This is a genomic window from Cellulophaga geojensis KL-A (assembly GCF_000568425.1).
Lineage (GTDB): Bacteria > Bacteroidota > Bacteroidia > Flavobacteriales > Flavobacteriaceae > Cellulophaga > Cellulophaga lytica.
Genome location: NZ_ARZX01000021.1, coordinates 17,053 through 32,531, shown reverse-complemented (window position 1 = coordinate 32,531; position 15,479 = coordinate 17,053). Strand labels below are relative to the sequence as shown.

Genomic DNA, 15,479 nt, shown 5'->3' with positions numbered 1-15,479 from the left:
CTCCTGATAGCGCAAATTTGCTTCATAATTTAACCCCAATAAATGAAACAAATTAGTAAAAATGAAATTGTTAATTGATGTATTAGGTTGGTCAGGTTCTGGCTTTTTAATCCTTGCTTATGGGATTACACTTATAGAAAACAATAAGTACGTTAACTATGCTAAGTACTTAAATCTTTTTGGAGCACTTTTAATAGCCATAAACTGCTATTATTATAATGCTATACCATCATTTGTTTCTAATTTAATTTGGTGCATTATGGCTACCTTAACTATTTACAGAACAAAAAAGAAACAACGCTATTTTGTTAAGCCAAAATTTAAAATGTAAATTATTATACCCTGTTTTTTTTATTTTTGATATTTTACAAAGTAGTATTACTTTACTAGTAATTTTTAATTACATAGAACTGCTAACTTTTTGCTATTTTCGTAATCTAATCATATACTATGGGTCTTTTAATATTTTACGCATTTATTTCGGTATTCTTTTCATTCTTGTGCTCTATACTAGAGGCGGTTTTATTAAGTGTTACTACTACATTTATAAACGTTAAAAAGAAAGAGGGTAAAAGCTTTGCAACAGAATTAGAGGCTTTAAAAAAAGATGTTGATAAACCGTTAATTGCTATTTTAACATTAAATACAATTGCACATACAGTTGGTGCAATTTTAGTGGGTGTACAAGCAAAAGTTGCCTATGCAGAAATGTATGGTACTGCAACAACTAGTGTTTTTGGCGTTACTTTTACAGAAGATTTAATGGTTGGTATTGTGTCTACTTTAATGACAATTTTAATATTAGTAGCCTCAGAAATTATACCTAAAACTATTGGTGCAACGTACTGGAAACAACTAGCAAATTTTACAACAAAGGCATTAAAAATAATGGTCTTAATTTTAAAATATACAGGCCTACTTTGGTTATTGCAAGTGTTTACTAAATTAGTTGGAAGTAAAGAGCACCACGGTAGTGTGTTAAGTAGAGAAGATTTTACAACTATGGCAGATATTGCACATGAAGAAGGTGTTTTTCAGGAATCTGAATCTAAAATTATACGTAATTTATTAGAGTTTGATGAAATTTTAGCCAAGCATATAATGACGCCACGTACGGTTTTAAAATCTGCGGCAGAAACAGCTACAATAGGGGAGTTTTATGAAGCTAATCCTAAAATGCGTTTTTCTAGAATTCCAATATACAGTGGCTCTTTAGATAATATAACTGGTTTTGTATTAAAAGATAATATATTAGAAGAGGTTATTAATAAAAACGGGAATTCTCCTTTGTCTAGTATAAAAAGAGAAATTTTAGCAACGGAACGTAATACACCTATTCCGCAGTTGTTTGAGACGTTTATAAAGAAGAGAGAACACGTTGCTTTGGTTGTAGATGAATATGGCTCCGTAAGTGGTTTGGTTACTATGGAAGATGTTATAGAAACTTTGTTAGGAATGGAGATTATGGATGAGAGTGACCATATTGCGGATCTACAATCTCTGGCCAGAAAAAATTGGGAGAACAGAGCTAAAAAAATGGGGCTAATTGTTGAAGAAGATGGTAAAACAGATACTTCTGAAACAAAACCAGATGCTGCTGAAGATACAAAATGATAGAAACAGCTTACATAAAGACTCCGTTAGGTATTGCTAAATTAGAAGGCGATGAAGACGGACTTTCTGTAATTTCTGTTTTTGATGATGGCGAAATAACGGAAGTAATTCCAGAAGTGCTTGAAGATGCTGTTTACCAACTACAAGAATATTTTAGAGGAGAACGCACTACGTTTAGTTTAACTTTAAATCCTGCTGGTACAGATTTTCAAAAAAAAGTATGGGATGCGCTTTTGCAAATACCGTACGGTAAAACATATTCTTATTTAGAATTATCTAAAATTTTGGGAGATCCAAAAGCTATAAGAGCTGTTGCATCTGCAAATGGTAAAAACCCCTTGTGGATTATGGTTCCCTGTCATAGAGTAATTGGTAGCGATGGTTCTTTAACAGGTTACGCAGGTGGCTTACACCGTAAAAAATGGTTGTTAGAGCATGAGAGTCCTGTTACACAAACCTCTTTATTTTAAAATAAAAAAAGAGTCAACTTATAAAAATTGACTCCTTTACCTACTATAGTAAGTATTTAGTTTTTACACGTAATTTCACTAGATTTTACATCATCTGCTGTGGCGTCAGATTGTTTTATACTCTCTTCAAATAAAACAAATTTATCTATAGCGTGCCCAGAAGATCTTGCAGATACCTCCATAGTGTATGTACCAGCGTTGTTAAAGGTCACAAAAATAGGATGACTATCATTGTCAGAGGTACTTGCTTGCCATTTAAAATCTAAATCGTTACCACTTCGGTATACTTTAAACCAACCGTCTTTAGAAGATCCTTTAGGGTTTGGAGTTTTACCTGTGTCATTTGGGTATACTGTGCTACCTTCTTTTTTGCCAAAAAAATCATCTGCATCTGCAAAACGTAACCAAGTATCATTATGGTCAGATCCGCTATCTCCTTTTTTTACGGCAGATTTCCACATAAAACGGTATGTACCCGGATTGGTAATTTTAATGCTATACGTAGCCAAACCTTCTCCAGGTTTTCCTAAGTATTGATCTCCTTCCCAAACCATATATCCTTTTCCAGATACGTTGTTCCCGTCATTTTTTTGAGTCCAGTTATCTGTAAACACAGCGTTTTCAAACTCCACGCTAATAAGACCATCTTTTTCAATAAAAACATAGTTCTCAATTTCACTACAGTTAGTGTTTTGTTCTTCAGAACTTTCTGTATCATCTACATTATTGGTGTCATCACTATCATCACTACTAGAACAAGAAAAAAATGTTGCAGCAATTAAGGCTAATGGTAATAATTTTAATTTCATAAGTATGTAAGTTGTTTTTTAATTAACTGTATTTGTAAGATTTTATTGACTAAGAATAGTATATTTCGATAAACGGTTATTTATACTTATATTCAGTTTTCTTTTAACACTAAACCATAACTATGCTTCATAAAATTAATCTGGAACATGTGCTTTTTTTAGATATTGAAACAGTGCCTGAGTATGAGGATTATAACCAAATGACAGATAAAAAAAAAGAACTATGGGCACAAAAAACAGCCTATAAAAGGCAAGACGACTTTACGCCTGAAGAATTTTATGATAGGGCAGGTATTTGGGCAGAATTTGGTAAAATAGTATGTATATCTGTAGGGTATTTTAACACAAAAGGAGATGTACGTAATTTTAGAGTGACTACTTTTTTTGGAGAAGAAGATATTCTGCTAAAAGAATTTAAAAACCTGCTAACCACGCATTTTGCATCACCTAAATACGTTTTGTGTGCACATAATGGTAAAGAGTTTGATTTTCCTTACATTGCGCGGCGTATGGTTATTAACCGTATAGATTTACCACCAAAACTTAATTTATTTGGTAAAAAACCTTGGGAGGTGCCGCATATAGACACTATGGAACTTTGGAAATTTGGAGACTTTAAGCATTACACTTCATTAAAGCTAATGACCAATGTGCTTGGTGTACCATCACCTAAAGAGGATATTGATGGTAGTATGGTTAGGGATGTTTTTTATATAGATAATAATATAGACCGTATTGTAAAGTATTGCGAATTGGATGTTATTGCAATAGCCCAAGTTTTTCTTAGGCTACGCAATGAGGACTTATTGGTAGATGATGAAATTAAACGAGTGTAAACCACTAGTTACTCATTGTACTTAAGCTGTATAAAAACAGGAAAATGATCACTGTAACCACCAACGTATTTACGGCCAACATATGTTCTAAATGGTGTGCCTTTAAACTTGCCGTCAAACTCGGTTAAAAAATGCTCATCAAAAATATTAGCTTCTAAAAAACTATGCGTTCCTTTTTCATAATTTAAAAAACTATGAGATATAATAATCTGATCAAATAAGCTCCATTTTCTCTTGTAGCTGGCACTCCCTTTCTCAAAAGTTAGTAAATGCTCACTAGGGTTATAAAACTTATTTGTATCCATTAATGTTTGTATGCTATCAGATTTTGGACTATCATTAAAATCACCCATAACTATGTAATTAGGGTTTGGATTTTTTTCTTCAATTTTAGCCATAAAGTTAATAAGCACTTTTGCAGCTTCAATTCTCTTATAATCTGTAGTAATTTTGCCTTCTCTTTTAGATGGCCAATGGTTTACAAAAACGTGTACTTCTTCACCATTTAATTTACCGTGTACATAAAGTATATCTCTTGTATTATCTACATCGCCATTAGTGTTTATAATATGTACGTGTATAGGCTCAGAATGTAAAACCGTAAAATAATCTTTATTGTAAATTAATCCGGTATCTATGCCACGCTCATCAGGAGAATCATAATGCACGTAATCATAATTTATACGTTCTAAATTACTATTAGTAACAAGGTCTTTAACAACATTTTCATTTTCCACTTCTGCAATACCAATAAGTACAGGAGGTTCTTTTGTGTTATGTGTTCCTATTTCCGATATGGTTTTTGTGAGTTTAAAAACCTTTTTCTTGTACCTATTATTTGTCCATCTTTTTTCACCTTTAGGAGTAAAATCATCATCTAAAGTTGTGGGGTCATCAATAGTATCAAACAGATTTTCTAAATTGTAAAAGGCAATTGTTACCAAATTAATCTTATTTTTTTATTTTAAAGTAGTAAAAAAAGTGTTTACTTTTTAATATTAGATGCTAAAATACAAAAATAGCTTAGCAAGTATTGATTAGATTTGCATTATAAATTAAACATATGCTAGAGAAGAAAGTCGTAGAATATGAAAGAGCGGTACTTATAGGAGTTATAAGTAGCACACAAACAGAGCAAAAGGTAAAAGAATATTTAGATGAACTAGAGTTTTTAACCTACACTGCCGGAGGAGAAGTTTACAAGCGTTTTGTACAAAAAATAGATAAGCCCAATCCTAAAACATATATAGGTAGTGGTAAAATGGATGAGGTTGCACAGTATGTAGAAGAACATAAAATTGGTTCTGTTATTTTTGATGATGAGCTAACACCTGGCCAGCAGCGTAATATAGAGCGCCATTTAAAATGTAAAATAGTAGATAGAACAACCCTTATCTTAGATATTTTTGCCCAACGTGCGCAAACAAGCTATTCTAGAACACAGGTAGAACTGGCACAGTATGAATACCTTTTACCAAGATTAACAGGTTTATGGACACACTTAGAGCGTCAAAAAGGTGGTATTGGTATGCGCGGTCCTGGTGAAACAGAAATAGAAACAGATAGGCGTATTGTACGTGACCGTATTACGTTACTTAAAAAGAAACTGTCTAAAATTGATAGGCAAATGGAAACCCAACGTGGTAACCGTGGAGCTTTAGTTAGAGTTGCTTTGGTTGGCTATACAAACGTAGGTAAATCTACATTAATGAATGTGGTAAGTAAAAGTGATGTTTTTGCTGAAGATAAACTATTTGCAACATTAGATACTACTGTACGTAAAGTTGTATTGGGGAACTTGCCATTTTTATTAAGTGATACTGTAGGTTTTATTAGAAAATTACCAACGCAACTTGTAGAAAGTTTTAAAAGTACCTTAGATGAGGTTAGGGAGGCAGATTTGTTATTGCATATTGTAGACATATCACACCCTAATTTTGAGGACCACATTGCATCTGTACATAAAATTTTAGAAGAAATTAAGGCTGATGACAAAAAAACTATTATTGTTTTTAATAAAATAGATCAGTTTACACATGAGACTATAGATGATGATGATTTGGTAACCGAAAAAACCAAAATACATTTTACATTAGAAGAGTGGAAAAAAACGTGGATGCAGAAAGTAGGCGATAGGGCTTTGTTTATATCTGCATTAAATAATGAAAATTTAGATACGTTTAGAAAAAGGGTTTATGATGAGGTTAGAGACATACACGTAACGCGTTTTCCTTACAACAACTTTTTATACCCAGAGCATTTAGATGAATATTAAATGTTAGCGTAAATAAATTACTATTTATCTAGAAAAGCGCACTTTATCGGAGAAAATGAACCGCTTATTTTTTATACAACAGAATAGAGCATGTTCACAACATAAATTGCCAGACTTTTAAGGTTCGCCATATCTTTACACTGTAATTAAGAAATAAGGGTTGTAAAAATCTAAATTTTAAAATTGCACAAACGATATTAAAACGCCTTTTTTCCCAAATCTGGCCTTTTCATAAAAATGATATAAAAAGATCCCAAATCTTATTATCAAATTTAACCTATAAGCCCTCTTTAGAGGGCTTTTTTAGTATTATAACCTTCCTTGTATTTTTTTTTAGTGTTTACTTGAATAATTTTTATAGTTTTGACTCACTAAAAATATGAGAATGAAACAGATAATTATTGCAGTTGTGTTGCTTTTTACGGTAAGTATGGGCGCACAAACTAAGAGCGACTTATTAACGCATTATAAAGCGTTTTACAAGCAAATGAAGTCTCAAGGAGATACACAAGGTATAATTAATGCCATTACACACCTAAATGTTTTGGAGCCTAGTGAGGCACGTAAAGATACTTTGGCATTTTTATATGTAAACAGTAACCAAAATATGCAAGCATTGCGTGTAATTGGTGTAGATACAAAAGACAGTGACTCTAACCTTGCTGTACAAGTAAGAGCTTTAGCTTTAAAAGCTTTAGGAGATGTAAAAAGAGCTATAGCCCAGTTTGAAATTTTAAACAAAAGAACACCTAATACTTTTTTAGCGTATGAGTTGGCAGATTTAAAAATACAAACAGGAGACAAGGCAGGTGCTCTAGTTAATATTGAGTATGGTTTGGCTAACGCTAAAGATGATATGAAATATGCTTTTTATGAAAGACAACAACCTTATGAAGTGCCTATTAAAGCAGCTTTTTTACATTTAAAAGCATTAATTGAGTATAACAATGACCAGTCTAAACCAGATGTTGCTTTGGCATTAATTAATGAAGCATTAGCAATTGCGCCTAACTTTAACTTGGCTAGCTTAAGCATGCAAGCTATTGAGGCAAGAAAGGCAGATGTAGAGACACCTAAAAAATAATAGTACCATTATAGAATAAAAAAAGGAGTGCTGTTAGCACTCCTTTTTTTATTGTCTTATATTTTTATAGCTTTTATTTTTGTTTTAATTGCTTTTTTAGCTCTAGGTCTTTATCTTTTTTAAGTTCAACCACCTTACTAACATTATCATTTGGTATGGCAATAGATAAAACATAGTGAGCTATTTTCCATTTTCCTTTTACTTTTTTAAGAACACCAGAACCACGGCAAATCTCCATTTGGGTATCTAGCAACTCATCAAACCAAGCAATTTTTTTAGATTTATCTAGGTATATATTGCGTTCTAGAGCCGTAAAACTCCACGCCTTTCCTTTGTCAAAATAAGGTTTAGCAAAAGCTCTAAAATCTTTATTTTGCCAGTTTTCTGTTGCATCTGTACCTATAAAAACACCATCTTTTGTCATTAAGCCAAAGTAAGTATCAAAATTAGCATCGGCGGCAGCCTTATGCCAAGCATCTACAACCGTATTAATTTCAGTTTTTTGAGCAGTTACTTGTAAACTTGCAACTAGCATAATAAGTAATAATAGCTTTTTATTCATTTTCTAAAATTAAATTAGTGTCTAAAGTATTGTTAGCAATAATGTTAAACTGGTTTCTAAAGTTGTTGTAAGCAACAATTAGCTCAGAGGCTGGTTCTAAAACATCTAAACTATACTCTATTGCTGCCTTAGTTTTTAAGGTGTAGGTTTTAACAACAGTTTGCCTACTTTTAATATGAGGTTTGTTAAACTCTTCAGGATAAGCAGATTTTTCTAACTTTTTTTGAGCTTCAATAATTTGGTCTAAAGTTAAACGTAAGTCTTCATCATTTTCTGCCTTGTACATACCATCTATGGCAGTATTAAAATCTTTATACTCTTGCCAATTTTCTAAAACAGGAATTACTTTGGGGTCTAGCTTTATTTTTTTTGGTAGCTTTTTAGCATTAAAAGTAATTTCATCTAAAACTTGCACTTCTTTTACGGTTTCTTTCTTGGTATTTTTGCAAGAAATAACGCTAAAAATCAATATAAAAAAAAGGAAAAATCTCTTCATAAGACGAAAGTATAAAAAAAGAATAAGATAAGAAGTTTGTTCACTTTCAATTCATTTATAAATTTAGTTAAATAAGTAGTAAATATGTAATTACCACTAAAGTTAATTTAATAAATATATCTTTGTAGCCTAACTTTAGAACACCAATTATTGTGCAAAAATCTATCTTAATTATAGGTGCCTGTGGGCAAATAGGTACAGAGCTTACTTTAGCTTTAAGAGAAAAACATGGTAACGATAATGTAGTTGCTAGTGATATTAGAGAGGGTGGTGAGGATCTTATGTCTAGCGGACCTTTTGAGCTTTTAGATGCTACCGATTATAAGGCTATAGAAAATGTTGTGATGCATTATGAAATAGAAGAGGTATACCTTATGGCTGCTATGTTAAGTGCTACTGCAGAAAAGTTTCCTATGCGTGCATGGGATTTAAATATGGGATCTCTTTTTAATGTTTTAAACTTAGCAAAAGACAAAAAAATTAATAAAATATTTTGGCCATCTAGTATTGCAGTTTTTGGACCTAATACGCCAAAAGAAAATACACCACAAAATACTATAATGGAACCAAGTACAGTTTATGGTATTAGTAAACAATCTGGTGAGCGTTGGTGTAGTTATTACCATAGTAAATATGGTGTAGATGTACGTAGTTTGCGTTACCCAGGGTTAATTAGTTGGAAAACACAGCCAGGTGGCGGAACTACAGATTATGCTGTAGAAATATACCATAAAGCATTAGAGGACAAGGCATATACTTGTTTTTTGTCTGAAGACACAAAACTGCCAATGATGTTTATGGATGATGCTATTAGAGCTACTGTTTCTATTATGGAAACTGAAGCAGAAAACATAAAAGAACGCTCATCATACAACTTAGCAGCAATGAGTTTTACGCCAACAGAAATTGCTGCAAGCATACAAAAACAAATACCAGAGTTTAAAATTGATTATAATGTAGATTTTAGACAAGAAATAGCAGATTCTTGGCCGCAAAGTATTGATGCTTCTACAGCAGAAAAAGATTGGGGTTGGAAAGCAGAATTTGACTTAGAAAAAACCACAGAAACAATGTTAAAGAATTTAGCGAACTAAATTACTCATCATTACTAGAGTTTAAATTTATGTCTGGGATGGCTGTGGGGTCATCATTACTAAAGTCCTCATAGTCATCCTCGTCATAATTTTCCATAGTATGCTCTAGCTTGGCACTAATTTTCACAAGGTATTTAGTGTTGTTAGTTAATACTTCTACAGCTTCTATGGTTTCATTTTTGGCGTTTTTAAAAACAATAATATCATTATCGCCATATCCTGCCGGATAACGCTCTACCAATAATTTTAAGACTTCGGGAGTTAGCTTTTTAAAATCTACAATTACCCGTTTAAGATTATTCATAACTAATATATTTAGAGAATTGTAATACACGCAGTATGCGAGTTACTAAAATTAGTTTATTATCTTAAAAATGCAAAACCAATAGAGTTATCAATAAGTAAAATATATAAGAAAATTTCTGCTAGTTACATTTAACTTTATTTTAGTGTGAATTTCGGAGTTAGATTTTCTTTTTTTAAATTAATAAGTTTAGCCAAATTTTTTATAAACTCGTTTGAATTAATTGCTACTATATCATTTAGTTCTGAATAGCGTACAAAAGAGAAATTATTTAACTTAAAACTTAATGAATTATGAAAATGTAATTCATTCCTCAAATCGTTGAGTTGAATAAGATGTTTTAAATTCGCATCATTTATATTTAAGCGTGAATTATATTTTTTGTTTTTTAATATCAAGCTGTAGTTTATTGTTTTTAATCTAAGCCCATATAAGGCTTTAACTGCTGATGGATTATTGTTTTTTTCACTCCAGTTTTTTTTAATTTCATTTATTTTTATTGGTTCTTTTTTTTGTTTTTTTGCTAGTTCAGGAAATTTAATTTTGTCAATTTCATGTATTATGTATCCAGCAACTAATAATTTTGATTTTGCAATGTTTTCAAAACAGATTGATATTTTTATTGAGTCAATCAGTCCATTAAGAGCAAAACCTTCTATTTTCGTCTGGTTTTTTGGTACTTCTTCTTTTTTTAATTGACATAGTTCTTTCAAAATGTTTAAATTTTGAATTACATAACTCGAGTTAAATTGATGTGAAGCAAAATGAATCATACTAATTCCACAAACAATCTGATTGTGTCCATTCAAGTAAATTGAATGAGGACTTTGTTTAATTATTTCATTTATGTTAAGAGCTTCGTTCATTACTACTTTACTTATTGGTAATATCAGACTTACCACCTGTTTTCTTTAAAAGCCTTATATGGTGTATTTCTATGCCTTTGTCTATAGGTTTTAGCATGTCGTACATATTTAACGCCACAACACTTGCGCCGTGCATGGCTTCTACCTCTACGCCAGTTTTGTAGTTTGTTTTTACCGTAATTAACACTGTAATTTCTAGATCATTAATTTGGTAGCTAATATCTGTATACTCAATTGGTAAAGGGTGGCAATCTGGCAATAATTCTGGTGTTTTTTTTACACCAAGTAAGCCAGCAGCTTTGCTCATAGCAAAAACATCTCCTTTAGGTACAGTTTTAGTATTAATAGCATCTATAGTTGCTTGTGAACTTACTTTAACTACAGCTTGTGCAACAGCTGTTCTAAGCGTAATAGCTTTGTGTGTAATATCTACCATTATTATTTATTTACTTTCCATTGGTAAGAACTGTCTTCAAAAATTTCTTTGCCAAATACAGGTACTTCTGCTTTAATTTCTTCTACAACATAATTAAGCGCATCAAAAACAACCTGCCTGTGTGGAGCAGAAACAAAAACAAACAAACATATTTCACCAACATTAACAATACCTTTACTGTGGTAAATATGCATACAGGTAATGTTAAATTTAGAAAAAGTATTTTCTTTTATTTCATGAAATTTAAGATTAGCCATTTCTTCATAAGCAGTGTATTCTATAGCTTTTACAGTATTGTTATCAATTTTATCTTGCCTTACTTGGCCTAAAAATATGTTATGAGCACCAATTTGTGTTTTACTTTGGTGTTTTGCAATAGCGTCACCAATAAAGGCACTAGATATTGCACCTTCTTTAAACACATTTTTTATTTTATCATTCTTCATAAATCTAATGTAAAAACTGTTTGTTTTGCAAAAAGTAAAAATACTGTTTTTTAATGATAATTGTTGCTTGTATAATATAGAGTAGTTGCAAAAATCATTGATAATCTTTTATTTAAATACAATAAGTAAGTATTAAAAATGTAATTAACATACTATATAGCGCTTTATTTTATCTTTTTGTTATTTTTGTGTAGATGCTAACTTGTTTAGAATCTAAGGACTAATTAACTCTTAAAAACAGAACAATGAAAATTACTAACAAATCACTACTTATGGTAGGTTTGGTTGGTGCTTTGGCGGTTACCTCATGTAAAGATGGTAAAAAAGAAACAGCAGCAACAGAAACAGAAACTAAAGAAGTAGTAAAAATTCCTGGTATTGTACTGGAGAATATGGATACCAATGTGGATCCTAAGCAAGATTTTTACAACTATGTTAATGGTAGTTGGATGAAGAATACAGAAATTCCGGACGATAGATCTAGTTGGGGAGGTTTTTCTGTACTTCGTAAGTCTACAGATGCAGATGTTTTAGAAATTATTAAAGATGCTAAAGAAAGTGGCAAGTACGGTGCAGACACAGACCAAGCTAAAGCTTTAGCTATTTTTGAAACAAAATTAGATACTACAGCAAGAAATAAGGCTGGTATAGACCCAATAAAGCCTGCTTTAAAAGCAATAGAGGAAGTTAAAAACTTATCAGATTTACAAACAGTTCTAGCAAAAAATCCAGCGGTTTCTTCTCCGTTTATTGGGTTTAGTGTACGTGCAGATTTAAATAACTCTGCAATGAATGCTGTTTATATGGGTGGTGCTGGCCTTGGTTTACCAGACCGTGACTACTATTTAGAACAAGATAGTAAGTCTAAAGAAATTAGAGAACAGTATAAAAAGTACGTTTCTAAAATGTTACAAATGTTAGGAGATTCTAAAGAAGATGCAGACCAAGCGGCTGTAACTATTTTAGCTTTAGAAACTAAATTGGCAGAACCTCGTTTAGACAAAGTAGAGAGTCGTGATGCAAGAAACTTTAACAACCCTAAAACTGTTGCAGAAACAGATGCAATGCTATCTTCTTTAGATGTTAAAAAAATGATTGCAGATTTAGGAATGACAAAAGAGTTTGATACTATTTTGGTAACACAACTAAAGTACACAGCTGCATTAGATAAATTATTAAAAAACACACCTATTGAAGATTTAAAAACTCTTGTAAAATGGGACACTTTTAACGGTGCTGCAGGTAGGTTAACTACAGCTACAGAAACTGCTAGTTGGGAGTTTTACAGCAAGTATTTAAGAGGTGCTAAAAAACAACGCCCAGCAGATGAGCGTGCTTTAGCAACTGTAAACGGTACAGTGGGTGAGGCTTTAGGTAAATTATATGTTGATGCTAAATTTCCGCCAGAAGCAAAAGTTAAGGCAGAGAAAATGATTGCTAATGTAATTACCGCTTATAAAAACCGAATTAAGAAATTAGATTGGATGAGCGAGGATACTAAGGTTAAAGCAATTGAAAAATTAGACAAATTCACTGTAAAAATTGCATACCCAGACAAATGGGAAGATTATTCTGCTATGGAAGTAGCTGCAGATAAATCTTATTTTGAGAATATGACAGCTGTGGCTAAATGGGGTAGAGATAAAAACTTTGCAGAAATTGGAGAGCCAGTAGATAAGAGTGAGTGGGGAATGTCTCCGCAAACTGTTAATGCATATTTTAACCCAATGAACAATGAGATTGTTTTTCCTGCTGCAATTTTACAACCTCCTTTTTATAACTATACTGCAGATGACGCTGTTAATTATGGTGGTATTGGTGCTGTAATTGGTCATGAAATATCTCATGCTTTTGATGATAGTGGTGCTCGTTTTGATGCAGATGGTAATCTTAAAAACTGGTGGACAGATGAAGATTTAGCTGCTTTTACAGAAAGAGGTGATGCTTTAGCTGCACAGTACAGTAACTTAGAGGTGTTAGATAGCGTTTATGTAAACGGTAAATTTACTTTAGGTGAAAATATTGGTGATTTAGGTGGTGTTTTAGGTGCTTATGATGGTTTACAACTATTATTTGAAGAAAACGGAAGACCAGAAGATATAGATGGCTTTACAGCAGAACAACGTTTCTTTATGTCTTGGGCTACTGTTTGGAGAACTAAATCTAGAGATGAGGCTTTACGTAACCAAGTAAAAACAGATCCGCATTCTCCAGGAATGATTAGAGCGGTACAACCTTTATTAAATATTGATGCCTTTTATGAAGCATTTGATATTAAAGAAGGAGATCCTATGTATGTTGCTCCAGAAAAAAGAGTACGTATTTGGTAGTTTTAAACTAACAATCACACAATTTTATAAAGTAAAGGCTACTCCTAAAAGAGTAGCCTTTACTTGTTTTTATTGATTCATAACTACTTATTTAGTTTATTAACTATAAAAATAGTTGTGTAACTAAAAAAATAGGTTTAAGTTTGATTTCTGATAAATTCGAGTTGTAATACATACAATATGAAAAAGTTAACAAACAAAGAGGAAGAAGTACTTAAAATTTTGTGGAAGCTAGAAAAAGCTTTTGTTAAAGATGTTTTGGCAGAATTTAAAGAAGATAAGCCACATTACAATACGCTATCTACTATGATTAGGAATTTGGAGGAAAAAGGATATGTTAGTCATACTGCATACGGCAACACTCATCAATACTACCCAATAGTAGAGAAAGAAGTGTACAGAAAAGGATTTATGAGTAGGGCAATTACAGACTTTTACAGCAACTCATACAAGAGTTTGGTGTCTAATTTTGTTAATGAAGATAAAATTAGCGTAGATGAACTAAAAGAGATTATTAACCATATAGAAAACAATAAATAATGGAGTATTTAATTTTTATTGCTAAAAGTAGTTTGGTTATAGCCTTATTTTTTATTTGTTTTCAGGTGTTTTTACGTAACGAAACATTTTTTAAAGCTAAAAGATGGTTTTTGCTAGCGGGTATATTTGTAGCAATGGCATTTCCTTTTTTAATTATAACCAAGGTAGTTTTTGTAAATACTCCTGTTGTAGATTTTAATCAATTAACCAATACGGTTGTCAATCAGTCATCAGTAGAAAATATAAATTGGTGGTTGGTAATTTTGACTGTTTACGCTATGGGTTGTATATTTTTCTTAGGTAGATTTTTAGTGCAACTAGCATCTTTATTTAGTTTAATTAATAAAGGAACAAGCACAAGAGTAGGTAAATATAAAATGATTGAGGTTACTGTGGATACCAGTGCGTTTTCATTTTTTAATTACATAGTTTACAATCCAAGTTTACACACAGCAAATGAGCTTAAAACAATTATTAAGCACGAAGAGTTACACGCTAAGCAAAAACACTCTCTAGATATGTTACTTACACATTTGTTATGTGTATTGCAATGGGCAAATCCGTTTGCATGGTGGTACAAAAAAATGGTTTCTGTAAACTTAGAGTACCTTGTAGATGATGCAATTGTATCTCATCAAAATAAAAAAGAATACCAGTATTTGTTATTGCAACAGTCTGTACATAGTATGGCATCTTTATCAGTAACCAATACATTTTTTAATTCACTAGTTAAAAAACGTATTGTAATGCTCAACAAAAGCAAGTCCAGAAAAGAAAGCATACTAAAAATGGGGTTGGTAATACCAATGTTGTTTTGTGCTGTTGTAGCATTTAATACAAAAACTATTGCCCAATCTAAATCTGTTTCTAATGACTTAGTTAGTGAGACTCCTAAAATAACAGTTGTTGAAAATAGTAAAACTATAAGTGTAAAAGACTCTGTTAAAACTTTAGAAAATAAAGCTAAAAAACAAGCTAAAGCTGCTCATGCGCAATCAAAAGAAAAGCAGGCAAAAGTGTCTAACACATTTAATTTTCAAATAGAAGATAATGCGCAAGCTACTATTACTCCTGTTTCTATGACTACGCCAATACGTGAAGTCAAAACACCTGAAAATTCTTATTTAAGAAGTAAAAAACCTTTAATAATTATAAATGGCGAGGTAATGCCAAGTTCTTTTGATATGAATCTGTTAATTCCTGAAAATATTGAGCATATAAATATCTTTAAGAATCAATCTGCTATAGATAGGTTTGGTAAAAAAGGAGAAAATGGTGTGGTAGAAATTACAACAAAAAAATAAAAATCAATCTTTA

Annotated in this window: 18 protein-coding genes; 10 read left to right on the top strand and 8 right to left on the bottom strand. The window is 31.7% G+C overall.

Annotated elements, in window-relative coordinates; translation table 11 throughout:
* Positions 1-61: 61 nt before the first annotated feature.
* The 3 genes from KLA_RS14075 to KLA_RS14065 all read left to right on the top strand — a co-directional run bounded on the left by KLA_RS14075 (position 62) and on the right by KLA_RS14065 (position 2,084).
* On the top strand, positions 62-331 hold the full coding sequence (locus KLA_RS14075; RefSeq protein ID WP_013621133.1) for a hypothetical protein: 270 nt from the start codon (positions 62-64) through the stop codon (positions 329-331).
* Between the two features lie 119 nt (positions 332-450).
* On the top strand, positions 451-1,614 hold the full coding sequence (locus tag KLA_RS14070) for a CNNM domain-containing protein (protein WP_013621134.1): 1,164 nt from the start codon (positions 451-453) through the stop codon (positions 1,612-1,614).
* On the top strand, positions 1,614-2,084 hold the full coding sequence (locus tag KLA_RS14065; protein ID WP_034646523.1) for a methylated-DNA--[protein]-cysteine S-methyltransferase: 471 nt from the start codon (positions 1,614-1,616) through the stop codon (positions 2,082-2,084). The genes KLA_RS14070 and KLA_RS14065 overlap by 1 nt, the downstream gene beginning before the upstream one ends.
* A 56-nt stretch (positions 2,085-2,140) precedes the next feature.
* On the opposite strand, the gene KLA_RS14060 is transcribed toward KLA_RS14065, so the two are convergent.
* Entirely contained in the window at positions 2,141-2,893 is a 753-nt protein-coding gene (locus tag KLA_RS14060; protein ID WP_034646488.1) for a hypothetical protein, read from the bottom strand.
* Positions 2,894-3,015: 122 nt separating this feature from the next.
* Here KLA_RS14060 and KLA_RS14055 point away from each other — a divergent pair, with 122 nt between their 5' ends.
* Positions 3,016-3,729 carry a 3'-5' exonuclease gene (locus tag KLA_RS14055; RefSeq protein WP_034646487.1) on the top strand — a complete coding sequence of 238 codons (714 nt, stop codon included), beginning with the start codon at positions 3,016-3,018 and terminating at the stop codon, positions 3,727-3,729.
* Positions 3,730-3,737: 8 nt separating this feature from the next.
* Here KLA_RS14055 and KLA_RS14050 read toward each other — a convergent pair whose 3' ends face one another.
* Positions 3,738-4,673 carry an endonuclease gene (locus KLA_RS14050; protein ID WP_013621138.1) on the bottom strand — a complete coding sequence of 312 codons (936 nt, stop codon included), beginning with the start codon at positions 4,671-4,673 and terminating at the stop codon, positions 3,738-3,740.
* Between the two features lie 119 nt (positions 4,674-4,792).
* Here KLA_RS14050 and hflX point away from each other — a divergent pair, with 119 nt between their 5' ends.
* Together hflX and KLA_RS14040 are read left to right on the top strand one after the other, a co-directional pair.
* A complete protein-coding gene (gene hflX, locus KLA_RS14045) occupies positions 4,793-6,004 on the top strand; it encodes a GTPase HflX (RefSeq protein ID WP_013621139.1) in 1,212 nt (403 codons plus the stop codon).
* A gap of 385 nt (positions 6,005-6,389) precedes the next feature.
* Positions 6,390-7,088 carry a hypothetical protein gene (locus KLA_RS14040; protein ID WP_034646484.1) on the top strand — a complete coding sequence of 233 codons (699 nt, stop codon included), beginning with the start codon at positions 6,390-6,392 and terminating at the stop codon, positions 7,086-7,088.
* Positions 7,089-7,161: 73 nt separating this feature from the next.
* Here the strand turns inward: KLA_RS14040 and KLA_RS14035 are convergent, their stop codons facing one another.
* Both KLA_RS14035 and KLA_RS14030 read right to left on the bottom strand, forming a co-directional pair.
* Positions 7,162-7,650 carry a nuclear transport factor 2 family protein gene (locus tag KLA_RS14035; protein ID WP_013621141.1) on the bottom strand — a complete coding sequence of 163 codons (489 nt, stop codon included), beginning with the start codon at positions 7,648-7,650 and terminating at the stop codon, positions 7,162-7,164.
* Positions 7,643-8,146 (bottom strand): hypothetical protein, encoded by a 504-nt coding sequence (locus KLA_RS14030; RefSeq protein ID WP_152536855.1) that lies wholly within the window; start codon positions 8,144-8,146, stop codon positions 7,643-7,645. The genes KLA_RS14035 and KLA_RS14030 overlap by 8 nt, the downstream gene beginning before the upstream one ends.
* A gap of 152 nt (positions 8,147-8,298) precedes the next feature.
* Between KLA_RS14030 and KLA_RS14025 the strand changes: the two genes are divergently transcribed.
* Positions 8,299-9,240: an NAD-dependent epimerase/dehydratase family protein gene (locus tag KLA_RS14025; RefSeq protein WP_034646480.1), complete on the top strand. Its 942-nt coding sequence runs from the start codon at positions 8,299-8,301 to the stop codon at positions 9,238-9,240.
* Position 9,241: 1 nt separating this feature from the next.
* Here KLA_RS14025 and KLA_RS14020 read toward each other — a convergent pair whose 3' ends face one another.
* The 4 genes from KLA_RS14020 to KLA_RS14005 all read right to left on the bottom strand — a co-directional run bounded on the left by KLA_RS14020 (position 9,242) and on the right by KLA_RS14005 (position 11,292).
* Complete coding sequence (locus KLA_RS14020; RefSeq protein ID WP_034646479.1) at positions 9,242-9,544, bottom strand: hypothetical protein; 303 nt, start codon at positions 9,542-9,544, stop codon at positions 9,242-9,244.
* Between the two features lie 137 nt (positions 9,545-9,681).
* The gene (locus KLA_RS14015) at positions 9,682-10,410 is read right to left on the bottom strand and encodes a hypothetical protein (RefSeq protein ID WP_034646478.1); all 729 of its coding nucleotides are present in this window, start codon (positions 10,408-10,410) and stop codon (positions 9,682-9,684) included.
* Positions 10,411-10,417: 7 nt separating this feature from the next.
* On the bottom strand, positions 10,418-10,846 hold the full coding sequence (moaC, locus tag KLA_RS14010; protein WP_034646477.1) for a cyclic pyranopterin monophosphate synthase MoaC: 429 nt from the start codon (positions 10,844-10,846) through the stop codon (positions 10,418-10,420).
* 2 nt (positions 10,847-10,848) lie between these two features.
* Positions 10,849-11,292: a molybdenum cofactor biosynthesis protein MoaE gene (locus KLA_RS14005; RefSeq protein ID WP_034646475.1), complete on the bottom strand. Its 444-nt coding sequence runs from the start codon at positions 11,290-11,292 to the stop codon at positions 10,849-10,851.
* Positions 11,293-11,537: 245 nt separating this feature from the next.
* On the opposite strand from KLA_RS14005, the gene KLA_RS14000 reads away from it, so the two are divergent.
* The 3 genes from KLA_RS14000 to KLA_RS13990 all read left to right on the top strand — a co-directional run bounded on the left by KLA_RS14000 (position 11,538) and on the right by KLA_RS13990 (position 15,466).
* Entirely contained in the window at positions 11,538-13,622 is a 2,085-nt protein-coding gene (locus tag KLA_RS14000) for a M13 family metallopeptidase (RefSeq protein ID WP_034646473.1), read from the top strand.
* A 180-nt stretch (positions 13,623-13,802) separates the two neighbouring features.
* Positions 13,803-14,162 (top strand): BlaI/MecI/CopY family transcriptional regulator, encoded by a 360-nt coding sequence (locus tag KLA_RS13995; protein ID WP_013621148.1) that lies wholly within the window; start codon positions 13,803-13,805, stop codon positions 14,160-14,162.
* On the top strand, positions 14,162-15,466 hold the full coding sequence (locus tag KLA_RS13990) for a M56 family metallopeptidase (RefSeq protein ID WP_034646472.1): 1,305 nt from the start codon (positions 14,162-14,164) through the stop codon (positions 15,464-15,466). Before KLA_RS13995 ends, KLA_RS13990 begins: the two co-directional genes overlap by 1 nt.
* The last annotated feature ends 13 nt before the right edge of the window (positions 15,467-15,479 follow it).